The following is a 22,349-nucleotide window of genomic DNA, read 5'->3' as shown; positions in this document are numbered from 1 at the left end:
ATACTATTAGAAAAAGATATATAATTAAATTAGAAGAAAAATGACTTTGAGTCAATAATCAGTTGGGAGGACTTAAAATGGTTCTAAAATCTAAGATGAAATCTACTTCTAGTGGAAAGTTCCTAGAAAAAAAATTATTAAAAGAAAAAAAATTATATGAATCTGCTTATGAACTTTTTATAACAAAGGGTATAAATGATACTTCTATAGACGATATAGTAAAAAAAGCAGGGGTAGCTAAGGGAACCTTCTATTTATATTTTAAAAACAAATATGATATTATTGATAGAATAATAATAAAGAAAAGTTTAAGTATAATTAAGGAAGCTTTGAAGTATACTATGAATGAGAGTAAGGGAGAATTTATAGAATCAGTGCTTTGTTTTACAGATTATATAATAGAATATCTTAAAAATAATAAAAGATTATTAAAGCTTATACATAAGAATTTATCATGGGGTATATTTAGAAAGGCCCTATTAAATTCTAGTCAAACAAAGGAAATTACTGATATAAGAAATATATTTAAGAATATAATAATTAAACAACAAATAGATGAGAAGGAATTTGAGAAAAGGTTATTTATGATTATAGAACTAACAGGGACAGTCTGTTATAGTTCTATAATATTGGATGAACCTTATTCTATAGAAGAAATGAAAGTATCCTTATTTGATGTTATAAGCAAAATATTAGAACCTTTATGTGAAAAAAATTTATAAGATAAAATAATTTTGAGATTAGGGATTATACAATGTATATAGGGTAAACTAAATTAATAATTAAATAAAAAATAATTTTTCTAGAGGTTTAATAATGGTTATATATTGTTTGATAATATAATATTATTAATCATTGAAACTATGGAATAAAATGTAACAAAATAGAGATGCTTTCTATTGATTAGGCATTAATATTTTGTTATAATATACTAAAATAATAAAATCATGTGAGATTTAAACTGGTAATATAAAGAAGTATATCCCCTGGAATTTGGGAAGTATGTTCTTTTTCACTGGTTGTAAATCCCAAATAAAGGAGGATATCATATAATGGCAGATAAGACGCTAACATGTAAAGATTGTGGAAAGGAATTCGTTTTCACTGAAGGAGAACAAGAATTCTATAAAGAAAAGGGATTCGAAAACGAACCACAAAGATGCCCAGAATGCAGAAGAGCAAGAAAACAAGAAAGAAACAACAATAGAGGATTCAGAAGATAATAGAATAATGAAAAAATGGCTGTTGAGTTACTTCAACAGCCTTTTATATTAAAATGTAAATAATTACATTGGAGGTATTAAATATGGGAAATTCTTTAAGTCTCGATTTGACAAAAACTAAACCTTATGTAGAGGAACATGAAATACAATATTTAGAAGCAATAATAAGGGAAATGGATAATACCCTTCGTAAAAGAACAGGTCCAGGGAATAAATTCTTGGGTTGGATAGATTTACCGATAAATTATAATAAAGAGGAGTTTGCAAGAATAAAAAAGGCAGCAGAAAAAATAAAAAATAATTGTGATGTGTTTATTGTTATAGGCATAGGAGGATCTTATTTAGGATCAAGAGCCGCTATAGAAATGATATCCAATACATTTTATAATAATTTAGATGAAAACCAAAGAAAAGTGCCACAAATATATTTTGCAGGTAACAATATAAGTTCTACTTATATGGCTGATTTATTAGAATTAGTTAAAGATAAAGATATATGTGTAAATGTAATATCTAAATCAGGTACAACTACAGAACCAGCTATAGCTTTTAGAATATTTAAGGAATTATTAGAAAAGAAGTATGGAAAAGAAGGAGCAAAAGAAAGAATATTTGCTACTACAGATGCAGCTAAAGGTGCTCTAAGAACTTTAGCTGATTTAGAAGGCTATGAAACCTTTGTAATACCAGATGATGTAGGGGGAAGATTTTCAGTTTTAACTCCAGTAGGATTATTACCTATAGCTGTATCCGGAATAGATGTAGATGAAATGATGAAAGGTGCAGCGGATGCCAGGGAAGAATATTCTTCAGATAATATAGAAAAAAATCATGTGTATAGATATGTAGCAGTAAGAAATGCTCTATATAGAAAAGGAAAGACTACAGAAATGCTAGTTAATTTTGAGCCATGTCTACATTATTTCGGAGAATGGTGGAAACAACTATATGGAGAAAGTGAAGGTAAAGATGGAAAGGGAATATTCCCAGCAGCAGCAGATTTTTCAACAGATTTACATTCTATGGGACAATATATACAAGAAGGTTTAAGAAATATATTTGAAACATTTATAAATGTAGAAAATCCTAGAAAATCAATTATAATAAAAGAAGATAAAGAGAATTTAGATGGGCTTAACTTTTTAGCAGAGAAAGACATGGATTATGTGAATCATCAAGCATTAAGAGGTACTGTTTTAGCTCACAATGATGGTGGTGTTCCAGCTATAGTATTAAATGTTCCAGAGCTTTCAGCTTATTATTTTGGACAATTAGTGTATTTCTTTGAAAAAGCTTGTGGAATAAGTGGATATTTACAAGGGGTTAATCCTTTTGATCAACCAGGAGTAGAAGCATATAAAAAGAATATGTTTGCTCTTTTGGGAAAACCAGGCTATGAAGATATGAAAGCTACATTAGAAGAAAGATTGAAGTAATAGAATTTTTATGAGAATATTAGTAGATGCAGATGCTTGCCCTGGAAGAAACATAATAGAACAAGTAGCTAAAAAATATAAAATAGATGTTATGATGTTTTGTGATATAAATCATGTTATAAATAGTAATTATAGTATTATTAAATATGTAGATCATGGATTTCAAAGCGTAGATATGGTTCTAATAAATGAAACTAAAGAAAATGATATAATAATAACTCAAGATTTTGGAGTAGCTGCTATGGCTCTTGGAAAAAAAGCTAAAGCTATAAATCCTAAAGGATATATATTTAGTAATGACAATATAGATAGAATGTTATTTGAAAGACATGTAAGTGCAAAAATGAGAAGAGCAGGTATAAAAAATACTTCTAATCATAAAAAAAGAAATTTAGAAGATGATACTAGATTAGAGAAAAATCTTATAAAACTAATAATTCAATAAAAAATATATAAATATATCATTATAAATTATTTATATAAGATTTTAATTAAAGAAGAGGATGTCTCAAAATAGCCTTAATTTTGAGACACCCTATTTTAATTCTATAGTCATATTTCTTATTTTACACCTTTAAATTTTAATATTTTCTGATTTTTATAGAATATTAATCCATTCTCATATCTTTAAATTCTAATCTTTCCTGGGGTCCTTCAGGAAAAACTAATCCATTATTTAATCTTTCTATTATAGGATATCCTTTTTCTGATTTACCAGTAAAAACAGAGGATTTTTTATATGGATAGTCTCCATCATATTTATCTATTTCTTTCATAAAATCATCAACCTCCTTATAATAAGTGTTCCCAAGGTGATATAATAATATAAATAGAATAAAATGCTATTACAAAATTTGGTATTATAGTATAATGTACTTGTTACTGTTTTTAAGAGAGGATGGTGTAATAATGGAAGAGTTAAATATTATTTTTGATAAGGAAAGTCCTCAGGAGAAAAATTCTAGCATAAAAATTAAAGCTTTTATAGAAAGCAATAAAAAAATTTTATATAAATTCATAATAGGAAAAGAAGGTATGTGGAATACAGTTAGTGATTTTAATTTTAATGACACTATAAGTTGGGTACCTGAAGAAGAGGGCAATTATATAATAATGGTACAAGCTAAGAAGGAAGATAGCACCAAACCCTTTGATTTTATTAGCAAATTTGATTATGTAATAGGAGAGTCAGAGGAAAAGTTTATAAGAAATGTATATTTGAATAAAGATACTCTCAATATGGGAGAAAGAATAGAAGCGGTAGTGGAAAGCAACAAATTCCCATTAATGTTTAAATATTGGCTAAAGGAAGATGATAATTGGAAGCTTATAAAGGATTATTCTACAGAAAATAGCATATCCTTTGTAGTAAAAAAACCAGGTATACAAGAACTTATGGTTGAATGTAAGGATTTAAAATCTGTTAAGGATTATGATGATTCTTTTAAAGTAGTTTTTAAAGTTAATTCTATAGATAATGTAGAAATAGTTGATTTTAATTGCTTAACTAAAGAATTAATATGTGACGAAGACTTGGTTTTTAAAGTGGAATCAGTTTATGAGGAAGGTAGAGATATATTATATAAATTTATAAAAATAGATAGTAATGGCACACAGGAATGTATACAAGACTATTCTAGTAATAATGTAGTATCTTATACGGAAAAAGATAGTGGAGATTATAAATTGTTATGTTTAGTAAAGGATATGTATTCTCAAAATGAATTTGATGATAGGGCTATGTTAAAATTTACAGTTAAAGCCTATAGAGATATCGTTATAAGAAAATTTACAACTAATTTAAACTCACCTCAAATGACGGATACTGCTATAGAGTTGAAAATAAATGCAGAAGGTGGTAAGGAACTTTTATATAAGTTTATAATAGAAGGTAAGCATATAGAAGATTCTGGATATATAAGAAACAATGTATATACATGGACACCTTCTATTCCAGGTAAATATTCTATAGAAGCCTGGGTAAAAGATGCTTCTAGTGAAAATGAATTTGATGATAAGTCTTCTATAGAATATACGATAAACTTAGAATACATTAAGGAACCTATAAAAATTGAAAAAGTAATATTAGACAAAGGGAAACATGTTTTAAAAGGAGAAGAAGTAGAAATAAGAGCCATAAGTAATGGAGGAAATAATGTAAGATATGCATTTTATATAAAAAAGGATGGAAAAGAAGAAGAAAAAATAGATTTTGGTACCTGTAATTGGGCTAAGTTTATACCAAAAGAAACAGGTACATATGAACTAGAAGTTTTAGCAAAACATAAATATTCATCTAGAGAATATGATTCTCATTATATAGCTTATATAAACAGTCATAATTATATACCAGCTATAATTGATTATGTTATATGTCCAGTGAAGACTAGCTATATAGTAGGAGATGAGATATTATTAAAAGTTATTATTCAAAATACAAAGGATAATTTAATAAAATATATTTTAAAAATAAATAATGAAAAAGTAGAAGAAACAGATTATATTGAAAATAAAGATTTTAAATATATACCTAAATGTAGTGGAGCTTATACTATAGAAGTATTAGCTAAAAATAAAGAAAGTGAAGAAATTTATGATTCCAAAAAAGAAGTTAAATTTTATGTAAGGGAAGCATTGCCTATAACAAATACAAAAATAAAAACTAGCAGGACAGATATAAAATGTAATGAAACTGTAACTTTTAGCGTAGATAGTGAGGGAGGAAATGCAGTTCTTTATCAATTTTATATTATGAATAAAGGGGAATGGAAGCTAGTTCAAGATTATAGCAGAAAGAAATATTATACCTTTATGCCTTTTAATGAAGGGGAATATGAAGTATTAGTTTTATCAAAAAGTAGCTTTTTAAAATGTGCTTATGAAGATTATGATATATTTAAATTTAAAGTGTAAATAAAGTAGAAAGATAAACGATAATATTAAATATATGTTTAAAATTGGTGGTGGACTTATGAAAGTAAACAGTAGTGAAATGGTATTACAACAAATGCTACAAATGCAATTGATGGGACAGATAATGAAATCATCCTTTGGAGATTCATCAAGTTTTCAAATAGTTTTAGATAGTTTATTAAAGGCCATGGAAAATGAGGATATTAGTGCTTCAAATAATATGTTATCATTAGACGGTATAGCAAATAGTGGAAATAAATATTATGGAGCAGGACAAAGATTAGAAGATGCGAAAAGAGAAATAAATAATATAAAATCAGAAGTTAGAACCGGTAGTATAACTATAGATAGCGCTGTAGAAAAAGCTTCAAGAAAATATGGTATAGAGAAAGAACTTTTAATGGCAGTTATAAAACAGGAATCGGATTTTAATCCTAATTGTGTATCAAATGCAGGGGCCAAGGGGCTAATGCAGCTTATGCCAGGTACTGCTAGAGAAGTAGGAGTTACAAATCCCTTTGATATAGAGCAAAATATAGATGGGGGAACAAAATATTTAAAGAAAATGCTAGATATGCATGGAAACGTAAAAGAGTTAGCTTTGGCAGCATACAATGCAGGTCCTGGAACTCTTCAGTGGAGAGGGGTAAAGAATGTTTCTGATATAAACAGGCTGCCAAGTGAAACAAGAAATTATGTAAAAAATATAATGAAAAATTATGGAGTATAAAAAAGGAAAGTGCAATGCACTTTCCTTTAAATTTGTTATAATGGTAATACTAATAATAGAATAAGCAAAACTAGGAGGAATTTCATGGAACGTTTAGATAAAATATTAGCTAATTTAGGATATGGTACAAGAAAAGAAGTTAAGGCCTTGATTAAAAAGGGTCAAGTTGATGTTGATGGTGAAGTTGTTAAGGATAATGGTATGCAAATAGATCCAGAAAAAAATAAAATATTTGTATTTGGAAAAGAATTGGTTTATAAAAAATATATTTATTTAATGATGAATAAACCCCAAGGGGTAGTTTCTGCAACTTTTGACAACTATGATGAAACTATTGTAGATTTGTTAGAAGATGAAGATAGAATTTTTGAACCTTTTCCTGTAGGAAGGTTAGATAAAAATACAGTAGGATTACTTTTACTTACTAATGATGGTGAATTAAATCACAGACTTATATCTCCTAAATGGCATGTGGATAAAATATATTATGCTAAAATTAATAAAAAGGTTACTGATGAAGATATAGAGAAATTTAAAAAAGGCATAGTATTAGATGATGGATATGAATGTTTTCCTGCAAAGCTTGAAATAATAAAATCATTTAATGAAGAATCAGAAGTAAGAGTTACTATACATGAAGGTAAATTTCATCAAGTTAAAAGAATGTTTGAAAGTGTTGATAAAAAGGTTATTTACTTAAAAAGAGAAGAATTTGGACCACTAAAATTGGATGAAAGCTTAGAAGAAGGTCAATATAGGGAATTAACAGATGAAGAGATATCTATATTAAAAAATATATAAATGTAAAATATATTAAAATATTATGAATATAAAAACATCATTTTAAAAAAAGTTTACAATAAAATTTGCAAAAAAATCTTGCATTTATTATTTTCATTCATTATAATAGGTTATGCAAGGATAAGTAAAAAGAATAAATAGCCCCCTTTTTATTTATTGTAAGCAGCCTATAACCCCAATAGGCTGTTTTATTTTTTATTATTATATATTTATTTGATTTTGTAGATTAATATGTTAATACATGATAAAATTAAAGTATAATAATAAATTGGAGTTTGGATAAGGAGCTGAAACATATGGAGCAGTATAAATCTAAATTAGAAAGCGAAGAAATGGACTTTCTATGTGAGGCTTTTTTAAGTTTAAAAACTAAAGAAGAATGTTATAGGTTTTTTGACGATATATGTACTATTAACGAGATAAAAGCTTTAGAACAAAGGATCCAAGTAGCTAGAATGCTTAGAAAGAAAATTACATATTTGGAAATAGCAGCGGCTACAGGGGCTAGTACTGCTACTATAAGCAGAGTAAATAGATGCCTTAACTATGGAAGTGAAGGCTATAAAATAGTATTAAATAGAATAGAGAACAAATAAATAGGATTAATTATTGTGTGCTAGTTTTTACTAGCACATTTTAAATTTATAAGAATGTTTAACTAATATTTAAAATGATATAATATTAAGAAGATGTAAAACAGATAAACTTAGGGAGCTGATGGAATGGATTTAAAAAATAAATTAAATAAAGAACAATATGAAGCTGCTACTACCATAGATGGACCTTTACTAATACTAGCCGGGGCAGGTTCAGGTAAAACAAGGGTTTTGACTCATAGAATAGCTCATATGATAGAAAATTTGAATATATATCCTTCTAAAATTTTGGCTATAACTTTTACAAATAAGGCTGCAGGAGAAATGAAAGAAAGAATAAAGGCTCTAGTAGGAGATGTGGTAGAAGGAATGTGGGTTTCTACATTTCACTCTAGCTGTGTAAGGATTTTAAGAAGAGAAATAGATAAGTTAGGTTATGATAAAAACTTTACTATATATGATACCTATGACCAAAAAACTTTAGTTAAGCAATGTATGGAAGAATTAAATATAAATGATAAAGAAATTACAGACAGAGAAATAATAAATACTATAAGCACTCAAAAGGATAATTTAATATCACCTAAGGAATTTAAAAAAATTTCTAATGGAAATTATAGAAAAGACAAAATTGCAGATGCATATATTTTATATCAGAAAAAATTAAAGACCAATAATGCATTAGATTTTGATGACTTGATATATAAAACTGTGGAGTTATTTAAAACAAATAAAGAGGCATTAGAATTTTACCAAAGAAAGTTTAAATATATAATGGTGGATGAATATCAAGATACTAACAAATCTCAATACGAATTAGTTAAATTATTAGCTTCAGTTCATAGAAATATATGTGTAGTTGGTGACGATGATCAATGCATATATGAATGGAGAGGGGCAGATATAAGTAATATATTAAATTTTGAGAAGGATTATAAAGAAGCTAAGGTTATAAAGTTAGAGCAAAATTATAGATCAAAGGGCAATATATTAAATGCTGCCAATGAGGTTATAAAAAATAATTCTCAAAGAAAAAATAAAGTTTTAAGAACTGAAAATGAAAATGGAAACAAGATAAAAGTATTTAGAGCATATTCTGATATAGATGAGGCAAAATTTGTAGCATCTGAAATGAAAAAAATAATAAAGGATAGTGACAAATCCTTTAATGATTTTGCAGTTTTATATAGAACTAATGCTCAATCCCGTATTTTTGAAGATGTATTTATGAAAAGAGATATACCTTATAGATTAATAGGTGGATTAAAGTTCTATGATAGAAAAGAAATAAAAGATTTAATGGCTTATTTAAAGCTTATAAACAATCCATTAGATGATATAAGTTTAAGGAGAATAATAAATGTACCTAAAAGAAGTATAGGGGATGCTACAGTAAAAAAAGTTCAAGAATTTGCAAATGAAATGGATGAATGTATGTATAGCGTGCTTTTAGATGCGGATCAAATATTAACATTGTCTCAAAGAAGTATAACATCTATTAAAAAGTTTGTAAGTATAATGAATAGCTTTATAAGAAAAAAAGATGAGATAAGTGTATCTGCTCTTATAAAAGAAATATTAGAAGAGACAGGATACTTAAAAGAATTAAAAAGTTCTAAGAATCCAGATGATGTAAGTAGGGTAGAAAATTTAAAAGAACTAGTTTCTGCAGCAGCTGATTTTGAAAAAGAATCAGAAGATAAATCTTTAGGAATGTTTTTGGAAAAGGTAGCATTAGTTACAGATATAGATAATTATGATGAAAATTCAGATAGTGTGGCTATGATGACGGTACATAGTGCTAAAGGATTAGAATTTCCTGTAGTATTTATGGTAGGTATGGAAAATGGGATATTTCCAGGAACGCAATCATTATCAGATCCAAAAGAAATGGAAGAGTCTAGAAGGTTATGTTATGTTGCTATAACAAGAGCAAAAGAGCAGTTATATATAACTTCAGCAGAAATTAGAAAAGTATTTGGAAGAACTGTAGCTTATGCTTTATCAGATTTTGTAAGTGAGATATCAAAAGACTTAAAGGACAACGTAAATATTACTGGAGAAGTAGCAACAGATAAAGTATTGCCTAAAAATTTTGGAATAAGGTCACAAAAAACAAATAGTATTAATTCCTATAAATCACCTAATTTAAATAATGGACCTAAAAATAGTGTAGATTCTAATAAGCTTAATGTAGGTTCAAAGGTTAAACATAAAGATTTTGGAGTAGGGACTATAGTTAGTATGAGTAAGGTTTCTGATGACATAAAGTTAACTATTGCTTTTGACCGTAGAGGTGTTAAAATATTAATGCTTAGTATGGCACCAATTGAAGCGGTTTAGGAGGTATATACATGGATAACAAGTTAGAGAAAATGAAAGAACTTGTAGAGGAATTAAATCAGCATGCTTATGAGTATTATGTATTAGATAATTCTAGCATATCTGATAAAGAATATGATTTAAAATATGATGAATTGGTAGTTTTAGAGAAGGAAACTAAAGTTACATTGCCTTATTCACCAACCCAAAGGGTAGGAGATAACATATTAGGTGAATTTGGTAAATATACTCATAAAGGAAGACTTTGGAGCTTGGATAAAGCACAAAATATGAGTCAATTAACAGAGTGGCATAATAGAAATTTAAAAGCTGTAGAGCAATATAATTCTATAAATGAAGATAAATTACCAGAGTTAAGATATATAGTTACTAAAAAATTTGATGGACTAACAGTGAATTGTACATATGATGAGAATGGTATTTTAGTAAAGGGTGCTTCAAGAGGCACTGGTATTATAGGAGAGGATATAACAGCACAAATAAAAACTATAAAAACTGTGCCATTAAAAATAAAGAACAACCATGTTATAGAGGTACATGGGGAAGCTATACTGACTAAAACAGCTTTCGAAGAATATAATAAAACTGCTCAAGTACCTCTAAAGAACTTAAGAAATGGGGCTGCAGGAGCACTTAGAAATTTAGACATTAAAGAAACTTCTAAAAGAAATTTATCAGCATTTTTTTATGATGTAGGTTATAATGAAGGCCCAGAATTTAAAAGTTATACAGAAATGATGAAATTTATAAAAAATATGGGATTGCCTCAGGATAAGTATATTAAAGAATGTACTAACATGGAGGAAGTGGAAAAAGAAATTCAATATATAGAATCTATAAGGGAAGAACTAGATTATGATATAGATGGGGCAGTAATTGTTGTAGATGATATTAAAACAAGAAAAGTATTAGGATATACTATAAAATTCCCCAAATGGGCTATAGCTTATAAATTTGAAGCTAAGGAAATTACCACGAAACTTCTAGATGTAGAATGGAATGTAGGAAGAAGCGGAAGAGTTACTCCAACAGCCTTATTAGAGCCTGTAGAACTAGGAGGAGTTACGGTAAAAAGAGCTACACTAAATAACATGGACGATATTCAAAGAAAAAATGTAAAATTGGGTGCTAAGGTTTTAGTTAGAAGATCTAATGATGTTATACCGGAGATAATGGGAGTAGTGGAAGAATCCTTAGAGGAAAGTAAAGAAATAGAGGCACCAGATAGATGTCCTTATTGTAATAGCCATCTAGTACAAAATGGAGTACATTATTATTGTGAGAATACATTATCTTGTAAACCACAAATGGTAAAAAGTATAGTTCATTTTGCTAGTAGAGAGGCTATGAATATAGCAGGATTTAGTGAAAAGACTGCAGAACAACTTTTTGAAAAATTAGATATAAAATCTATAGCAGATTTGTATAAAATAAAAAAAGAAGAATTATTAACCTTGGATAAATTTGGGGATAAAAAGTCTCAAAATCTTATAGATGCTATAGAAAATAGTAAAAATTGTGATTTGCCATCCTTTATATATGCATTAGGAATACCTAATGTAGGTAAAAAAACTGCTAATGATTTAGTAATGAAATTTAAAACTTTAGAAAATATAGAAAGTGCAACGATAGAAGAATTAGTAGAAGTTCCAGATGTGGGGGAAATAGTAGCTAAGAGTGTATATGATTTTTTTAAAGATGAAAAGATTATAAATAATATAGAAGAATTATTAAATTTGGGTGTAAAACCTTATTATGAAGAAGAAATAATTGATGAGAATCCTTTTATGGGTAAAACTATAGTTGTAACAGGAAGTTTAAATAATTATAGCAGAGGAGAAATAAAAGATAAATTACAGTCTTTAGGAGCTAAAGTTTCTAGTAGTGTAAGTAAAAATACAGACTATGTTTTAGTAGGGGAAAAACCAGGATCTAAATATGAAAAAGCAGTTGAATTAGGAGTAAAAGTAATTAATGAAGAAGAATTTTCCAATAAAATTAAATAATAACATTGTAGAAACATATATTTACAATGAATGAAAAAAGGTATATTATTTAATTGGCTTAATTTATAATAATAGCTCAAAGAATGTGGAGAGGATAAAGATGAGAAAGTATATAAATATATTAGGTTGGATAATGGTTATAATAACAACTGTGGCATTACTAGCAACCTTACTTACTATATATCAATTTACATATATAAAATATTTTGATAGCTATTATACACTTCAATGGTGTATGTTTTTTACTATGATTGTTTGGGCCGTAAAGATGTTAGATTTTTCAAAAGGAATAAGAGATAAATTTTATTCTTTAGTTTGTATTTTTCTTGCTGCAGCTAATATATTTTTTATATATATGAAGGTATATTAATGGTGATTTCCATATTGACATTAATAAATTATTATAGTAAATGAAAATATTGGATATTTTAAATTTTATTATTAAAAATAATTAATTTATAAATAAAAATCCTATTTAGTTATAATAGCAATTTAACTAGATAGGATTTTTATTTATAAATACTAATATAAAAGTGTTGTTGATAAATTTATTTTAAATTAAATAATTTGTATATTCTTAAATTTTATAGATTAATCTGCTTTAAATAAAAAAGATAAAATATTTATGTGTTTAAAATAAACACATTTGTATAAAATTTAAATACAAAAATTATTGACAAAAATAAAAGCAAGTGTTATCATAAATTTGTATTCAAATAAAAAACATGTGTATACAACACAGATACATCGAAGTTAAGGGGGGAGTAAAATGAAAAAATTAGGTCTTTTAACTAAATTAGTTTTAGGAATTATATTTGGTATTTTAATAGGGGTGATATCTAAGACCTTAGGCATGTATCATGTTGTTAGGGCTTTAAATACATTTTCAGGTCTATTTGGAGGATTTCTTAATTTCTCTATACCATTAATTATAATAGGTTTTGTAGCGCCAGGGATTGCAGATTTAGGAAAAGGATCAGGAAAGCTATTGGGAATCACTGTATTATTTTCTTATCTATCTACTATAATAGCAGGAATGGCTGCGTTTTTATTAGGACAATCTATACTGCCAAAACTAATTAAAAATAGTGGCAATGTGTTCAAATCAAATGTATATTTAGAACCGTTTTTTAAAGTAGATATACCACCTATTATGGGGGTAATGTCAGCTTTAGTACTTGCCTTTGTCTTAGGAATTTGTATTCCTTATATAAAAGGAAAAAATCTTTTAGAAGTTACAAAGGATTTTAAAGGAATAGTTGAAATAATAGTTAAAAATGTAATAATACCATTAGTTCCTATTCATATAGCAGGTATATTTTCAAAACTAACAGCTTCTGGAGAAATAATCCAAACATTAAAGACATTTTCATCAGTATATTTGATAATAATACCACTTCAAATATCTTACATAGTATTACAATATTCTATAGCATATGCTGTTTCAAGAAAAAATCCAGTTAAGGCTATAAGAAATATGATACCAGGATATATGATGGCTTTAGGGACTCAATCTTCAGCAGCATCTATACCTGTAAATTTACAATGTGCTAAGAAAAATGGTTTATCAGATGATGTAGTTGATTTTGTAATACCTTTATGTGCAACAATACATTTAGCAGGAGATACTATAACTTTAGTATTAGGAGCTATGGGGATAATGCTTATGTCAGGGCAAGCACCAACAGCGGCTATGATGATACCGTATATATTTATGTTAGGGGTTACTATGGTAGCAGCACCAGGTATACCTGGTGGTGGTGTATATGCCACTTTAGGATTATTAAAGGATATGCTTATGTTTAATCCAGTACAACAAGGATTAATGATAGCTATACATTTTGCACAAGATAGCTTTGGAACAGCTACAAATGTATGTGGGGATGGAGCTATAGCTATAGTTATAGATAAGTTATTTAGAAAAGAAAGTATTTCTGAAGAAAAAGTGATTAAAGAAGAAGCATTTGGGGAGGCTATATAATATAATAAAGAAACTACCTAATTTTTACAGGTAGTTTTTTTTATTTCTATGTAAAAAATATATATTTGTGGTAAAATAAAAATATTAGCCTTCATAAGGTAAAAAAATAATGTTTATATAAGGAAGTGAGGGATAAAATGTCAGTTTCAAAAAAGGATGTAGAATATGTAGCAGAGCTTGCAAGGTTAGAGTTTAAAGAAGAAGAAAAGGACAATTTTGTAAATGACTTAAACAAAATATTAAACTATATGGAAAAATTAGATGAATTAAATACTGATGATGTGGATATAGTAGTAAATCCATATTATATTGAAAACAAATATAGAGAAGATAATGTAGAAAAGTCTATGGAATTAAAAGAAGTTATAGATAATGCACCAGAAAGCTTAGAGGAATATGTAATTGTTCCTAAAGTTATAGATTAATATTTCTTTTGTTTTCTGGAAAAAGGAGGAAAGAAAATGGATTTAACTAAATTAACAGCACATCAATTAAAGGGGATGCTTTCAAATAAAGAAGTTAAAGCAGAAGAGATCACAAAAGCTTTTTTAGATAAAATAAATTTAGTGGATAACAATCTAGGAGCATACTTATATGTATCAGAAGAAGAAGCTATAAAAAAAGCTAAAGAAATTGATGGAAAAATAGAAAAAAATGAAGAGTTAAAAGCTTTATCAGGTATACCAGTAGGTATAAAAGATAACATAAACGTAAAAGGAATGCAAAATACTTGTGCATCTAAAATATTACAAGGATATACTTCACCTTATGATGCTCACGTAACAGAAAAAATAAAAAAAGAAGATGGAATAATCCTTGGTAAATTAAACATGGATGAGTTTGCTATGGGATCATCTACAGAAAATAGTGCATTTAAATTAGCCAAAAATCCATGGGATTTAGAAAGAGTACCGGGTGGATCTTCAGGTGGATCTGCAGTGGCGGTAGCAGGATGTGAAGCTACTTTATCATTAGGAACAGATACTGGTGGTTCTGTAAGACAACCTGCATCCTTTTGTGGAATAGTTGGTTTAAAACCTACATATGGAAGAATATCAAGATCAGGGGTTGTAGCTTTTGGTTCTACATTAGATCAAGTAGGTCCAATGGGAAAAGATGTAGAAGATTGTGCATTACTCACATCAACTATAGCAGGATTAGATAAAAAGGATTTTACAACAGTAGATAAGGAAGTACCAGATTATAAAAAAAGCTTAACTAAAGATATAAAAGGTAAAAAGATTGGTATTCCAAAGGAGTTTTTTGGAGAAGGATTAGATGAAAAGGTAAGAAAATCTGTAGAAGAATCCATAAAGGTATTAGAGGAAAATGGAGCAGAGGTTAAACCATGTTCTCTACCACTAATGGATTATGCTCTATCAGCTTATTACATAATATCTAGTGCAGAAGCTTCATCAAATTTAGCTAGATTTGATGGTATAAGATATGGATACAGAGCAAAAAACTTTAAAGATGCTCAGGATATATATTTAAAATCTAGAAGTGAAGGCTTTGGTGATGAAGTTAAGAGAAGAATAATGCTTGGAACTTATGTATTATCAGCAGGATACTATGATGCTTATTACAAAAAAGCATTAAAGGTAAGAAAGCTTATAAAAGATGATTTTCAAAGAGTATTTAAAGAATTTGATGCTATAGTATCACCAACATCTCCAACTACAGCATTTAAAGTAGGAGAAAAGAAAGATGATGTAATGGCAATGTATCTTTCAGATATATATACTGTTCCAATAAGTGTAGCAGGAGTACCAGCTATATCATTACCATGTGGTATGGTAGATGGACTTCCGGTGGGACTTCAAATTATATCAGATTATTTTAAAGAAGATGTATTATTTAATTTAGCATATAGTTATGAACAATCAGCAGATTTTCATAAAATGAGGGCGGAGTTTTAAGTATATAGTTATTTAATTAGAAAAAAGGAGTGAAAAACATAGATGGATTTTGAAGCAGTTATAGGATTGGAAGTTCATACTGAGCTTTCAACAAATACTAAAATATATTGTGGATGCACTACAGAATTTGGTGGCCAACCTAATACTCATGTTTGTCCAATATGTTTAGGGTTACCAGGTTCCCTACCTCAATTAAACAAAAGGGTAGTGGAGTATGGAATTAAAGCAGGTTTAGCTTTAAATTGTTCTATAAACAAAGTTTGTAGAATGGATAGAAAAAATTATTTTTATCCAGATTGTCCTAAAAATTATCAAATAACTCAAGATGAAGTTCCAATATGTAGAGATGGATATATTGAAATAGATTTAGAAAATGGTGAAAAGAAAAAAATAGGTATAGAAAGAATACATATGGAAGAAGATGCGGGAAAATTACTTCATACTAATGCAGGAACATTGGTAGACTACAATAGAGCAGGAGTACCACTAATAGAAATAGTATCAAAACCAGATATAAGAACTCCAGAAGAAGCTACAAAATATTTAGAAAAATTAAAGAGTATACTATCTTCAATAGAAGTGTCAGATTGTAAAATGGAGCAAGGTTCCTTAAGATGTGACGGTAATATATCTGTAAGGCCTATAGGTAGTGAAAAATTTGGAGTAAGATCAGAAATAAAAAATATGAATTCTTTTAAAGCTTTAGAAAAGGCTCTCTCATATGAGTATGATAGGCATGTAGAGGCTGTAACAAAAGGAGAAATCTTGGAGCAGGAAACAAGAAGATGGGATGAAGCTAATTCTGTTACAGTGCTTATGAGAAGTAAAGAAAGGGCTAATGATTATAGATACTTCCCAGAAGGAGATTTAGTTACATTAAATATTTCAGATGAATGGATAGAAGAAGTAAGAAAAACTATACCAGAGTTGCCACATGAAAAGGCTGAAAGGTTTGTAAATCAATTTGGAATACCTAAATACGATGCTATGGTATTAACTTTAACAATGGATATGGCTAAATTTTTCGAAGAAACTGCCCTAAAGAGTGAAGATGCAAAAGCTGCTTCCAACTGGTTAATGGGTGATATTTCAAGACTTATGAATGAAAAAGCTATGGAAGTTAAAGATTTGAAGTTTAATCCAGAACAATTATCTGAATTAATTAAATTAATAAATGCTGGAACTATATCTAATAATATAGGTAAAAAAGTATTGGATGATATGTTTAAGTCAGGTAAAAACCCTAAAGATATAGTTGAAGAAAAAGGATTAGTTCAAAATAATGATGAAGGTGCTATATTAGAAGTAGTTAAAAAGATTATAGAGAATAATCCACAATCTATAGAAGATTTTAAAAATGGAAAGAAAAGAGCCTTAGGATTCCTTGTAGGTCTTGTAATGAAAGAAACAAAGGGAAAAGCTAATCCTCAAATAGTAAATAAATTAGTAAGTGAAGAAGCAAACAAAATGTAAATATTAAAATAAAAAATCCCCGCATAAAAATGTGGGGATTTTTTATGTGAAAAATAATTTAAATATATGTAAAGTTTTAAAATATTGTTTATTTTAACCCATAAGTGTAAATAATTAAATATAGTATATAATTCTTTAAAGCAGGGGGGATAAAATGAAAAAGATTATATGTTTTTTATTAAGTTTTACATTAATTTTTTTAAGTGGTTGTGTGGAAAAAAATAAAGAAGTTACCTCAGATGAAGGGGTAAGAGATTACTTAATATATAACATAGAAGCTATGCCTAAGGATTTAATTATGCTAGAAGAAGATTCACAAAGGGAAGGGGATTTATTATTAAGTTTATTTGATGGGCTAGTAGGATTAGATAAAAATAATAATATTGTTCCAGAATTGTCAGAAAAATGGGAAATAAGCAAAGATGGTATAGATTATAAATTTTATATTAAGGATAATTTATTTTGGAGTAATGGTAAAAAAATAGTAGCCAGAGATTTTGAAAAATTTTTTAAAGATATGCTCATATATTGTAAGGAAAATGACATAAAATTTAATGAATTAAATTCAGTATATGGAGTTAAAGATTATTTAACTAATGGAAATTTAGATAACATAGCTATAAAAGCTAAAGAAAATAATATATTAGAAATAAGGCTAAATAATAAAGATACAAATTTTTTAAGTACTCTTTCTAAGCCTAGATATAAATTAAGAAAAATAGATGAGAAAACTAAAAACTATAAAGAAAATTTCAATGAAATATCATGTACAGGTGCATTTTATATAAGTAAAATAGAAAAGGATCAAATAACAATCAATAAAAACAATAAATACTGGGATAAAGAAAATATAAAAATTAATAGAATAGTACTTAAATCCATACAAAGTAGTGAAGAAGCATTAGCATATTTAAAAACTTCCAAACTAGATTTGTTTATTGATCCTCCTATAGCTGAAATTAATGATTTAAATAAAGAAGGATTAATATCTAAAAAGCTATCTTTAGAAACAGGGAGTATAATATTCAATAAAAAAGATTATATGGACCTAAACTTAAGAAGGGCCATAGATAGCTGTATTAGTAGAGAAGAAATGTGTTCAAAGATATTATATGGGAAAGCAGTGCCAGCGGTTGCCTATGTGCCAAATAATATAGCACAAAATGATGATATAAGTTATGGAAAAAATTATTTTAATTTAAATAGAAATTTACAAAGAGCAAAAGAATTTTTAGATAAAAGTGAATATAAAAAAGAAAGAAAGGATTTAAAAATTATATCAATAGAGGATCCTATTTCTAATAAAATAACTAACAGTTTAATAGAGGAATTAAAAGAAAATTTAGATATAAATATTACTTTAGTTAATTGCAAAGATGAAAGTGAATTAAAGAAAAAAATAAAAGATGGAGATTATGATTTAGCTTTTGTTAGGAATAAGGCTAAAAATAATGATCCTTTATTTTTCCTTTTAAACTTTACTAGTGATTCTTTGCAATATGAAGAGTTTTTAAATAAAATTAAATCAGAAAATAATATGTGGCAAAAAAAAGAATATATAAATAAAGCACAAGATGTTCTGGTTAAGGATTTGCATACAATTCCTGTTTGTTTTTTTTATGATATATTATGTAAAAGAAGTAGGGTACAAGGACAATATATTACTATACATGGTAATATTGTTATAAAGAAAATAACCTTAGCACCCTATAATTAATATTATTTTATAGTAGTTGTATTTTTAGATGATTTAATAGGAAGAAAATAAGCACAATTGGCATTTTCTTCATGAATACTTAAAAAGGGACTGATGTAATTTAATATGCATCTTCCATTTTTATTATTTTTACATTTTTCAGAACAAGTTATATTCATACAAAGCCCTCCTATAAAGTATTTTATTACCAATGCTTGTACTTATTGATGTACGTTTATTATATCCAAAAAATAAATTAATATGAGGATATTGCAGTGCAATATCCTCATATTAATTTTTAAGTGTATATAAAATTAAAAACCATAGAAAGAAATTTTTATTACTATCAAAAGAATTTCTGCAATTAGTAAACTCTTGTTTCTTTGTATTATATTCTACATATTTAGCTAGTATTGGTGCTATTTCGATGGCTTCAGGAGATGGTATAGATCCCATTCTAAAACATTGTTCATCTAATAAATCTTCTGATTTTAAAGAAAAGTTTTTATATCTTTCAATACTATTTAATGCAGGTTCTTCAGGCCAACTTAGTATTATTCCAGAATTTATTATTTGATTTCTATAAAATTTAAGCAATAAGTTCTTATCTGAATTTTCTTTATCGCTTTTATGCTCATTAAGTAATACTAAGAGATATAATATTAACTCATCGCAGGAATATTTTATTTCTTTTTTATCTGTATTTTTAATAAATATACTCAAATTATCATTATATAATTTTATCAATGATTTATATATTTCCTTACTTAGGTTTTTAAATTTTAATATTCCTAAATTATTAAAGGTAAGCATAAAGTCTATATAAGCTAAACAATAAGTATCAACTTTTTTTTCAGTATTTAAATCTTTTTCCTTTAATTTTTCTTGTAAAAGTTCTGATAGATCTAGTAATAACACTTTGCTATCATCATTTTTAGAATATTTATAAAATATATTCATTCCTAAACACAATTTGGATATTTCATCTGTAGAAAGAGTGTAAAGTTCATCTTTGTAGTCTAAAAACATATTAAGTATATCTAAAGAAAAGTCATTATAGTTGGAACAATAATCATCTTTATCTAATAAAGATGTACCATAGTAAGCACACATTAAAAAGCATTGATTTGAAAAATTAAATTTTTTATTTTTTTCTTTAAAATCTATTTTAGATAATATACTGTCTGATACATCTAGTTTATCAACAAAAACTCCTTCTTCATTTCTAAAATAAGTTGCAAAGAATTCTAATTGTTTTTTACACAATTTATTGTATAATTTAGTGTAAGAGTATAAATTTTTATCCTTATCTTTAAATTGTTCATAATATTCTATTAATTGGAGAATGGATAGAACCATAAAGCTATTACCTAATATGTTTACTTCTTTTTTAAATTTACTATCATTCCATGTTAGTTTTTTATTTGAATTTATAAGTTTAGGGTTAGCTTTTCTATAGACACACAATAAAGGTGTGCAAGAGCTAAAATTTTTAGAATTAGCAAAATCATTTTTTAGTTTTAGTTCACTAAAGGGTATACAAATACCACAATTGGAATGAAGTATTATGTTTTGTAAAGATTCTTTAGCTAAAAAGTTCATTTGAGAGTAAATATTACTTGGATCTAATGTATTCATTCTTAAAAAAGGACCTATATATTTCAAAAAACACACCTACCATAAATTAATTCTTATATTATAATATGTTATACAAGGGTAATTTAGTGATACATAAATAAAATATTTAATTTGTTTGGAGGATTAACATATGAAAAAAGAAGTTATTGTTGCAAGTAATAACAAGGATAAAATAAGAGAGATAAAAGAAATATTAAAAAAATTTAATATTGATGCTTTATCAATGAAAGAAGCAGGTATTGATATAGATATAGAAGAAGATGGAAATACCTTCATGGAAAATGCTTATAAAAAAGCAGCTACTATACATGAGATTTTGCCTAAGTATATGGTAATAGCAGATGATTCAGGACTTATGGTAGATGCTTTAAATGGAGCTCCAGGAATTTATTCTGCTAGATTTGCAGGGGAGCATGGAAACTATAAAAAAAATAATCAAAAGTTATTAAGAGAATTAGATGGCAAAAAAGTAGAAGAAAGAAAAGCTAAGTTCGTTTGTTCTATAGTATTTATAATAGATAAAGATAATGTAATAAAAGTCCAAGGTGAAATTAATGGGATTATAGGAGAAAAAGAAATAGGGGAAGATGGATTTGGATATGATCCTTTATTTTATATACCAGAGTATAAAAAAACTTTTGCGCAAATGGATTCCCAAACTAAAAATTCTATAAGTCATAGGGGAAAGGCTTTAAAAATTTTAAAATGTGAATTAGAAAAATATATATAGATAAGGGGGGGCAATTTTGAAAATAGGTGTTATTAGCGATACCCATAGATATATAGGAGATGCAACTTCTCTTGTAAATAGTTTAGGTAATGTAAATTTAATAATTCATTTGGGGGATAATGTAGAGGATGTAAAAATATTGTCTTCTGTTTATAAAGGAAAAATTATAAATGTAAGAGGAAACTGTGATTTTTCAAAACAAACTCCATCTGAATTAATAGAAAATATAGGAGGAAAAAGATTTTTTATAACTCATGGAAATAGATATGATGTGAAGTATGACTTAGCTAAATTAAGATATAGAGCTCTAGAATTAGAAGCTGATATAGTCCTATTTGGACATACTCATATATCTCAGATAGAGTATATAGATGGAATATGGTTTATTAATCCTGGTAGCCCGACACTCCCAAGAAATGGGGTTAGAAGCATTGCTGTTATAGGTATTGATGGGGATAAAGTAGTGCCTGTTATAAAGAAGATATAATGAAATTTTAAAAAACATAAAAAAAAATAAAAAAATGTATTGACGAATATAATTATATGATGTAGAATAGTTTATGTCGTTGAGAATTGTGAGAACAAACGAAAAAGACGGCAAAACAAGATAATAACTCGAGAAACTCTTTAATATCGGGGTGTGGCGCAGATGGGAGCGCGCGTGGTTTGGGACCATGAGGTCGCAGGTTCGAGCCCTGTCACCCCGACCAAAAGAGTGCGGGTGTAACTCAATGGTAGAGTGCTAGCCTTCCAAGCTAGTTACGAGGGTTCGATTCCCTTCACCCGCTCCATAATATGCGTCTTTAGCTCAGATGGATAGAGCAACGCCCTTCTAAGGCGTGGGCCAGGGGTTCGAATCCCTTA

At 27.5% G+C, this 22,349-nt stretch carries 21 protein-coding genes and 3 tRNA genes; 21 read left to right on the top strand and 3 right to left on the bottom strand.

The genetic code is table 11. From position 1 onward, the window contains the following. Positions 1 to 77: 77 nt before the first annotated feature. The 4 genes from ACYUDJ_RS11925 (at position 78) to ACYUDJ_RS11910 (ending at position 3,104) form a co-directional block, all read left to right on the top strand. Positions 78 to 722, top strand: a complete 645-nt coding sequence (locus ACYUDJ_RS11925; protein ID WP_003483294.1) for a TetR/AcrR family transcriptional regulator — start codon at positions 78 to 80, stop codon at positions 720 to 722. 330 nt (positions 723 to 1,052) lie between these two features. Next, positions 1,053 to 1,223: a zinc-ribbon domain-containing protein gene (locus ACYUDJ_RS11920; RefSeq protein ID WP_003387504.1), complete on the top strand. Its 171-nt coding sequence runs from the start codon at positions 1,053 to 1,055 to the stop codon at positions 1,221 to 1,223. A gap of 83 nt (positions 1,224 to 1,306) precedes the next feature. Next, positions 1,307 to 2,659, top strand: a complete 1,353-nt coding sequence (locus ACYUDJ_RS11915) for a glucose-6-phosphate isomerase (RefSeq protein WP_043032542.1) — start codon at positions 1,307 to 1,309, stop codon at positions 2,657 to 2,659. Between the two features lie 10 nt (positions 2,660 to 2,669). After that, positions 2,670 to 3,104, top strand: coding sequence for a YaiI/YqxD family protein (locus ACYUDJ_RS11910; protein ID WP_003483296.1), 435 nt, complete (start codon positions 2,670 to 2,672; stop codon positions 3,102 to 3,104). A gap of 163 nt (positions 3,105 to 3,267) precedes the next feature. Here ACYUDJ_RS11910 and ACYUDJ_RS11905 read toward each other — a convergent pair whose 3' ends face one another. Next, positions 3,268 to 3,435, bottom strand: coding sequence for a hypothetical protein (locus tag ACYUDJ_RS11905; protein WP_003483298.1), 168 nt, complete (start codon positions 3,433 to 3,435; stop codon positions 3,268 to 3,270). Between the two features lie 133 nt (positions 3,436 to 3,568). Here ACYUDJ_RS11905 and ACYUDJ_RS11900 point away from each other — a divergent pair, with 133 nt between their 5' ends. The 12 genes from ACYUDJ_RS11900 (at position 3,569) to ACYUDJ_RS11845 (ending at position 19,138) form a co-directional block, all read left to right on the top strand. Next, positions 3,569 to 5,572, top strand: a complete 2,004-nt coding sequence (locus ACYUDJ_RS11900) for a triple tyrosine motif-containing protein (RefSeq protein ID WP_042384220.1) — start codon at positions 3,569 to 3,571, stop codon at positions 5,570 to 5,572. A 58-nt stretch (positions 5,573 to 5,630) separates the two neighbouring features. Continuing rightward, positions 5,631 to 6,302, top strand: a complete 672-nt coding sequence (locus tag ACYUDJ_RS11895; protein WP_043032541.1) for a lytic transglycosylase domain-containing protein — start codon at positions 5,631 to 5,633, stop codon at positions 6,300 to 6,302. An 84-nt stretch (positions 6,303 to 6,386) separates the two neighbouring features. Next, positions 6,387 to 7,103 (top strand): pseudouridine synthase, encoded by a 717-nt coding sequence (locus ACYUDJ_RS11890; protein WP_003483304.1) that lies wholly within the window; start codon positions 6,387 to 6,389, stop codon positions 7,101 to 7,103. A 296-nt stretch (positions 7,104 to 7,399) separates the two neighbouring features. Beyond that, positions 7,400 to 7,699 carry a YerC/YecD family TrpR-related protein gene (locus tag ACYUDJ_RS11885; protein WP_030036925.1) on the top strand — a complete coding sequence of 100 codons (300 nt, stop codon included), beginning with the start codon at positions 7,400 to 7,402 and terminating at the stop codon, positions 7,697 to 7,699. 126 nt (positions 7,700 to 7,825) lie between these two features. Next, a complete protein-coding gene (gene pcrA / locus ACYUDJ_RS11880) occupies positions 7,826 to 10,042 on the top strand; it encodes a DNA helicase PcrA (RefSeq protein ID WP_003483307.1) in 2,217 nt (738 codons plus the stop codon). Positions 10,043 to 10,053: 11 nt separating this feature from the next. After that, a complete protein-coding gene (ligA, locus tag ACYUDJ_RS11875) occupies positions 10,054 to 12,048 on the top strand; it encodes an NAD-dependent DNA ligase LigA (RefSeq protein ID WP_043032540.1) in 1,995 nt (664 codons plus the stop codon). 100 nt (positions 12,049 to 12,148) lie between these two features. Then, positions 12,149 to 12,418 carry a hypothetical protein gene (locus ACYUDJ_RS11870; RefSeq protein ID WP_003483311.1) on the top strand — a complete coding sequence of 90 codons (270 nt, stop codon included), beginning with the start codon at positions 12,149 to 12,151 and terminating at the stop codon, positions 12,416 to 12,418. A 399-nt stretch (positions 12,419 to 12,817) separates the two neighbouring features. Beyond that, positions 12,818 to 14,029, top strand: a complete 1,212-nt coding sequence (locus ACYUDJ_RS11865) for a dicarboxylate/amino acid:cation symporter (protein WP_003483313.1) — start codon at positions 12,818 to 12,820, stop codon at positions 14,027 to 14,029. A 137-nt stretch (positions 14,030 to 14,166) separates the two neighbouring features. Beyond that, positions 14,167 to 14,454 (top strand): Asp-tRNA(Asn)/Glu-tRNA(Gln) amidotransferase subunit GatC, encoded by a 288-nt coding sequence (gatC, locus tag ACYUDJ_RS11860; protein WP_003357679.1) that lies wholly within the window; start codon positions 14,167 to 14,169, stop codon positions 14,452 to 14,454. Between the two features lie 36 nt (positions 14,455 to 14,490). Then, positions 14,491 to 15,948: an Asp-tRNA(Asn)/Glu-tRNA(Gln) amidotransferase subunit GatA gene (gene gatA / locus ACYUDJ_RS11855; protein WP_003483315.1), complete on the top strand. Its 1,458-nt coding sequence runs from the start codon at positions 14,491 to 14,493 to the stop codon at positions 15,946 to 15,948. Between the two features lie 42 nt (positions 15,949 to 15,990). Further along, positions 15,991 to 17,421, top strand: a complete 1,431-nt coding sequence (gene gatB / locus ACYUDJ_RS11850; RefSeq protein WP_003483317.1) for an Asp-tRNA(Asn)/Glu-tRNA(Gln) amidotransferase subunit GatB — start codon at positions 15,991 to 15,993, stop codon at positions 17,419 to 17,421. 154 nt (positions 17,422 to 17,575) lie between these two features. Further along, positions 17,576 to 19,138: an ABC transporter substrate-binding protein gene (locus tag ACYUDJ_RS11845; RefSeq protein WP_043032539.1), complete on the top strand. Its 1,563-nt coding sequence runs from the start codon at positions 17,576 to 17,578 to the stop codon at positions 19,136 to 19,138. Between the two features lie 2 nt (positions 19,139 to 19,140). Here the strand turns inward: ACYUDJ_RS11845 and ACYUDJ_RS11840 are convergent, their stop codons facing one another. Further along, complete coding sequence (locus ACYUDJ_RS11840; RefSeq protein ID WP_003483320.1) at positions 19,141 to 19,296, bottom strand: hypothetical protein; 156 nt, start codon at positions 19,294 to 19,296, stop codon at positions 19,141 to 19,143. 112 nt (positions 19,297 to 19,408) lie between these two features. Continuing rightward, complete coding sequence (locus tag ACYUDJ_RS11835; RefSeq protein ID WP_042384232.1) at positions 19,409 to 20,782, bottom strand: hypothetical protein; 1,374 nt, start codon at positions 20,780 to 20,782, stop codon at positions 19,409 to 19,411. Between the two features lie 103 nt (positions 20,783 to 20,885). Here ACYUDJ_RS11835 and ACYUDJ_RS11830 point away from each other — a divergent pair, with 103 nt between their 5' ends. The 5 genes from ACYUDJ_RS11830 (at position 20,886) to ACYUDJ_RS11810 (ending at position 22,349) form a co-directional block, all read left to right on the top strand. Continuing rightward, positions 20,886 to 21,485 (top strand): XTP/dITP diphosphatase, encoded by a 600-nt coding sequence (locus tag ACYUDJ_RS11830; protein WP_003483325.1) that lies wholly within the window; start codon positions 20,886 to 20,888, stop codon positions 21,483 to 21,485. 16 nt (positions 21,486 to 21,501) lie between these two features. Further along, a complete protein-coding gene (locus ACYUDJ_RS11825; RefSeq protein WP_003483326.1) occupies positions 21,502 to 21,972 on the top strand; it encodes a metallophosphoesterase in 471 nt (156 codons plus the stop codon). Positions 21,973 to 22,119: 147 nt separating this feature from the next. Then, positions 22,120 to 22,195, top strand: a tRNA-Pro gene (locus ACYUDJ_RS11820). 7 nt (positions 22,196 to 22,202) lie between these two features. Further along, positions 22,203 to 22,276, top strand: a tRNA-Gly gene (locus ACYUDJ_RS11815). Between the two features lie 14 nt (positions 22,277 to 22,290). Continuing rightward, positions 22,291 to 22,349 (top strand) — tRNA-Arg (locus ACYUDJ_RS11810).

This window comes from Clostridium sp. CTA-6 (genome assembly GCF_054768115.1).
The sequence above is the reverse complement of the archived record's forward strand: the minus strand, read 5'-3'. Positions and strand labels throughout refer to the sequence as shown.